This window comes from uncultured Vibrio sp. (assembly GCF_947488985.1).
Classification (GTDB): domain Bacteria; phylum Pseudomonadota; class Gammaproteobacteria; order Enterobacterales; family Vibrionaceae; genus Vibrio.
This window is the reverse complement of record NZ_CANLBV010000163.1, coordinates 1-4,130: the sequence shown is the minus strand read 5'-3', so window position 1 is coordinate 4,130 and position 4,130 is coordinate 1. Positions and strand designations below refer to the sequence as shown.

The 4,130-nt window shown below is 37.1% G+C and carries 5 protein-coding genes; 2 read left to right on the top strand and 3 right to left on the bottom strand.

Features of this window, described 5'->3' with window-relative positions:
• Positions 1–143: 143 nt before the first annotated feature.
• Entirely contained in the window at positions 144–770 is a 627-nt protein-coding gene (locus Q1A70_RS19160; protein WP_299695461.1) for a recombinase family protein, read from the bottom strand.
• Positions 771–938: 168 nt separating this feature from the next.
• Here Q1A70_RS19160 and Q1A70_RS19155 point away from each other — a divergent pair, with 168 nt between their 5' ends.
• The gene (locus Q1A70_RS19155) at positions 939–1,307 is read left to right on the top strand and encodes a type II toxin-antitoxin system RelE/ParE family toxin (protein WP_023404384.1); all 369 of its coding nucleotides are present in this window, start codon (positions 939–941) and stop codon (positions 1,305–1,307) included.
• Positions 1,279–1,584 carry a helix-turn-helix domain-containing protein gene (locus Q1A70_RS19150; protein WP_023404383.1) on the top strand — a complete coding sequence of 102 codons (306 nt, stop codon included), beginning with the start codon at positions 1,279–1,281 and terminating at the stop codon, positions 1,582–1,584. The genes Q1A70_RS19155 and Q1A70_RS19150 overlap by 29 nt, the downstream gene beginning before the upstream one ends.
• A gap of 196 nt (positions 1,585–1,780) precedes the next feature.
• Here the strand turns inward: Q1A70_RS19150 and Q1A70_RS19145 are convergent, their stop codons facing one another.
• Both Q1A70_RS19145 and Q1A70_RS19140 read right to left on the bottom strand, forming a co-directional pair.
• Positions 1,781–2,449 (bottom strand): RloB family protein, encoded by a 669-nt coding sequence (locus Q1A70_RS19145; RefSeq protein WP_299695451.1) that lies wholly within the window; start codon positions 2,447–2,449, stop codon positions 1,781–1,783.
• Between the two features lie 18 nt (positions 2,450–2,467).
• Positions 2,468–3,790, bottom strand: a complete 1,323-nt coding sequence (locus Q1A70_RS19140; RefSeq protein ID WP_299695449.1) for an AAA family ATPase — start codon at positions 3,788–3,790, stop codon at positions 2,468–2,470.
• Positions 3,791–4,130 lie beyond the last annotated feature (340 nt).

Below are 4,130 nucleotides of genomic sequence, written 5' to 3'. Positions count from 1 at the left end.
CGTGCAACGGTCGATTCATGAATACGAAGAGCTTGTGAAATCATAGTCTGAGTCCAGCCTTCAGAAGCCAGCAAAACGGGGTATTGCGCCCATTTCTACGAAAAGTTCCACGAAATTAGCTAAATCACTGTATATAAAGGGTTTTAAATTTCCGGGTTTACCAATTTACGACCTTTTTTTCGTACTTTAGCGATCGTTGATCTACTACACCCAAGCAATCCCTGTATCTGTGACCAGCTCTTTCCCTCTCCCAAAAGAAGGGAAATATTGGATCTTAGTTGTTCATCGGGCTTCCGTCCCTGGTACTTCCCCAGCGCCTTCGCCTTTTCAATCCCCTGAGATTGGCGCTTGCGGCGAGTCTCATAATCATCCCTAGCCATCGCTGCAGCTAAATCGATCATAAATTCAGTTAGCACTTTCGAGATCATGGAGCCATCAGAGTTATCATGGAGAACTGAATGAGTCATCGGTTGATCAACAACTACGATATGTAATCCAGCTTCAACTAATCGCTGTTTTAACAGCTTCCACTGTTCATAAGGTAGTCTTGATAGCCTATCGACCTTTTCGATAAGCAATATATCATTTTGGTGGGAATCATCGATTAACCTAGCCAGTTCAGCTCTTTCTAGCGTCGAGCCCGATTGGCTCTCGATATAGTAACTGGCTATCTGAACACCCTTTTTAGCTGCGAACTGGCTTAATTCCTCTTTAGCTCTTTTCGCATCTTGTTCAGCGGTTGACGCTCGTAGATATGCTCTTATGAACATTAACTTGGCACCAGTTTGATTAGGGTATGGTTTGCGAACCAATTTGAGAGGTGCAACCATATGGTTTGCGTAACGTGTACCCTATGAGTACTACTGGTTCGTGTGTATAGATTGCAATCTATATAGATTCTAATCTATAATCACTCCAAAAGAAGCCAAGCACCGACTATGTGGACAATACTGAATCGGCCAGTCTTCATTGACTGGTTTAAAACATTGAATAGCAGGGATAAGGTTAATGTACGTGCATCCCTTATTCTGCTAGAAGAAAGAGGCCCAACTTTACCTAGGCCATACGCTGACACCTTAGAAGGCAGCAAAGTCAGTAATTTAAAAGAGCTACGCGTGCAGAGTAGTGGAAAACCGATTCGGGTTTTCTTCGCTTTTGACCCTGAGCGCCAGTGTGTCATCTTGTGTGGTGGCGATAAGACTGGTGATAAACGTTTTTACAAGAAGATGATTCCTATCGCAGAAAGAGAGTTTAAGGAGCATCTGGAGGAGCTAAATCATGAAAAGTCAGCCACTAAGCGCACTTGATGACCTGATGACTGCAGATGAACTGCACCTGGCACAACAACAAGCTGCAGAGATGTTACTTGAACTTAATCTTGCAGAGATTCGCCATAGTGTTCAAATGTCTCAAGCTCAGGTTGCAGAATCTATGGGGATAAAGCAGCCTACCGTCGCCAGTTTAGAGAAAAATGGCAAAGACGTTAAGCTTCTGTCACTAAAACGTTATGTTGAAGCGTTAGGCGGTCGGTTACGTATCGATATAGAAATGCCGGACGGGCATCACTTTGGTATGAAGGTCTAATGATATCAACAAAGTAATATTTATCTAATCACCTGAGTCAGAGTGCCCAGCTCTGACTCACTTTTGCCCCGTTATGCGTTAGGGCTAAAACTCATACACAACCTGTTCATCTATTTTTGCCATACTAGAAGTGCAGTAGATAAAAAGTACCTTACCTCCTAAGTATAAGAAAAATCACGTATTTCCCTACCGTGCTCTATGATAATATGTCATTAATTAGCTCTCCAATATTAGACCCTAAATTATCTAATAGAAGATCTTCATTATTTTCCAGTGTTTTTTCTTGCTCAATTGCACGAATCAAATTTTCATATGTAACAATATCTTTATTAAATCGACCAGCTTTTTTGTTATAACCGTTGTCTAATATATTTGAAAGTTGCTTGTCAATAAACTTCCTACTAGCATTAACTGGTTCGTTAGCAAATAAAACTTTCTTGTCATATTGGCTGATATCAGTGATATGCATTAATAACCAAAGTTCAAATAATGGATTGCTTATAGCTAGTTTATAACCGTTCTCTTTGCAGATTGGCATGATTTCTTTTAAGTGTTTCTTTCTTGCATCCACTTTTTCTCTGTCGCAAACCAGCCATAAAGAGTCATGTTCTTTTCTATAATCATATGCCTCAACATAACGTTGTAAGTTTGCCATTACATTTTGAGGTTCGCTTGCATTGTTTTGCTTATTAACCACTTCAATTTCAATAATATCACTTAAATACTTAGCCAATTTAACTTTGATTGTATTAAAATACTCTGGTTCTGTTACGCTACCTTCGCAAGATATGATAATAACTCTTTTAGGATCTTCTTGGTATTCATCGTAAACAGGCTTACCAAAATCCCTTATCTTAAATCCCATAAATCACCGCAACCGAAATTAGATATTATTAAATGTGTTGAAAATAGGTACAGCACCGTAACGACCTAACAAATATGCTTTCTCTATTTTTGTATCATACCTTACTTGAAACTTGTTCAATGAAAATATGTTACTGCTATCATCATCACCCTTGTCCACAAACCAAATTTCATCCCGTCTAATCAGGTCAAGATCTAGTAATGTTGACTCATGAGTAGTGACAATTAGTTGTGAACTATCAGTACTAAGCTTATGAAATAAAGTCATAAACTCTCTTGTAAGTTTAGGGTGTAAGCTTCTGTCAAATTCATCTATGACAATAGTACACCCTGATGAAAATCTATCAATAAGAGGTATGAAATCAAGAAGCCGAAGTGTCCCATCAGACTCTTCATGTAGCTCGAATGTTTCTTTAATTTCTTTGCCATGAACCAGTCCAAGTTTCTTTACTTTTAGTTCATCATCTTCATTTTTATAAACAGTTAAAAACTGAGGATTAGCACCAATCCCTTGAACCATTACTTTCCCTGATTTTGCTTTTGAAACCTCTTCTTCTACACCAGCCTTTAGATCTTCAGGTAGACCTTTAAAAGCTTCTTCAAAATCCTCTTCTATTGAACTAACAGATACTACGCCTGTATCAAATGAACTAAGGTAATGAGAAAGTTGTTCAGCAAAGTTTTTATTTATAAGTCGAACCCCGCCAAACTTTGAATCAGGGTACATTATTATAAGTTTATTTTTAAACCAGTTAAATATATCATTGATTGGAGAGATAATTTCAAGATCTAATTTCTTCTCAGCTATTTCAGTAAGAAATAGACGGCTTTTTTGATTTTTCATATCATCGATATAAATTTCAAGCCTAGTTCTTGAACTTGTATCTGATGAAAGTTTAGCACCAAGAGTTATGTCATTCCCAGTCCTTTGAAATAGAATGTTAGGTTTTCCTTTCCCTATTTCAACCAACCATTCTTCTTTAATTGTTTTTTCTTTTAATAGAAGAGAAAAGCCATAAGAGAAAAATCTTCCGTTGATATTTATTTCAAACTCAAATGAAGAATCTTTTTTATAACTCTCATTACAAAGTCTAAAGTGTTTTTTATAAGTTTCAATATTGCTTAAATCTTTGATCACAACACTCTTTGAAAAATCAATTGCTTTTACAAGATTTGATTTTCCTGAAGCATTTGCACCATAAATGACAGCACTTTTTAATATCTTAACATCACCAAAGTCTATCGCATGATCCGCTAATACTTTTGTTGTCCCTGCCGTCATGTCAAAGACTTGCTCGCCTCTAAATGACGAGAAATTCGTCACACCAAATCGTTTTAGCATATGTTTTGCCTTATTCTTCGTATTTTTGGAGATTTTTTCTCTTTGAATTTTAACAAACAAGGTGCAAAGGTCAATTGAATAATGTATTTAAGGCTTGTTCAGACATGTTTCTTAGCGAGCGTTCTATGAGCATAAATTATTGTGGAATGATTAATTTGGCCACGAATTAGAAGCTTTGTAATGACTTAGCCCATCTTTATCAGTATTACATTACTTGAGATACTCCATGAAATGCTAATTTAGCAATCTCACTGAAACGTTTCTGTCCAGAGACGTGCTAGAGCTGTAAGGTAATAGCTGTGCTTCCCACATAAAAAGTTCGCTACTTTAATGTGAAAAT

Bases quoted from the DNA above. Each gene is read 5' to 3' on its own strand.
- Q1A70_RS19160 (WP_299695461.1), bottom strand. From the start codon at position 770: ATGTTCATAAGAGCATATCTACGAGCGTCAACCGCTGAACAAGATGCG.
- Q1A70_RS19155 (WP_023404384.1), top strand. From the start codon at position 939: ATGTGGACAATACTGAATCGGCCAGTCTTCATTGACTGGTTTAAAACA.
- Q1A70_RS19150 (WP_023404383.1), top strand. From the start codon at position 1,279: ATGAAAAGTCAGCCACTAAGCGCACTTGATGACCTGATGACTGCAGAT.
- Q1A70_RS19145 (WP_299695451.1), bottom strand. From the start codon at position 2,449: ATGGGATTTAAGATAAGGGATTTTGGTAAGCCTGTTTACGATGAATAC.
- Q1A70_RS19140 (WP_299695449.1), bottom strand. From the start codon at position 3,790: ATGCTAAAACGATTTGGTGTGACGAATTTCTCGTCATTTAGAGGCGAG.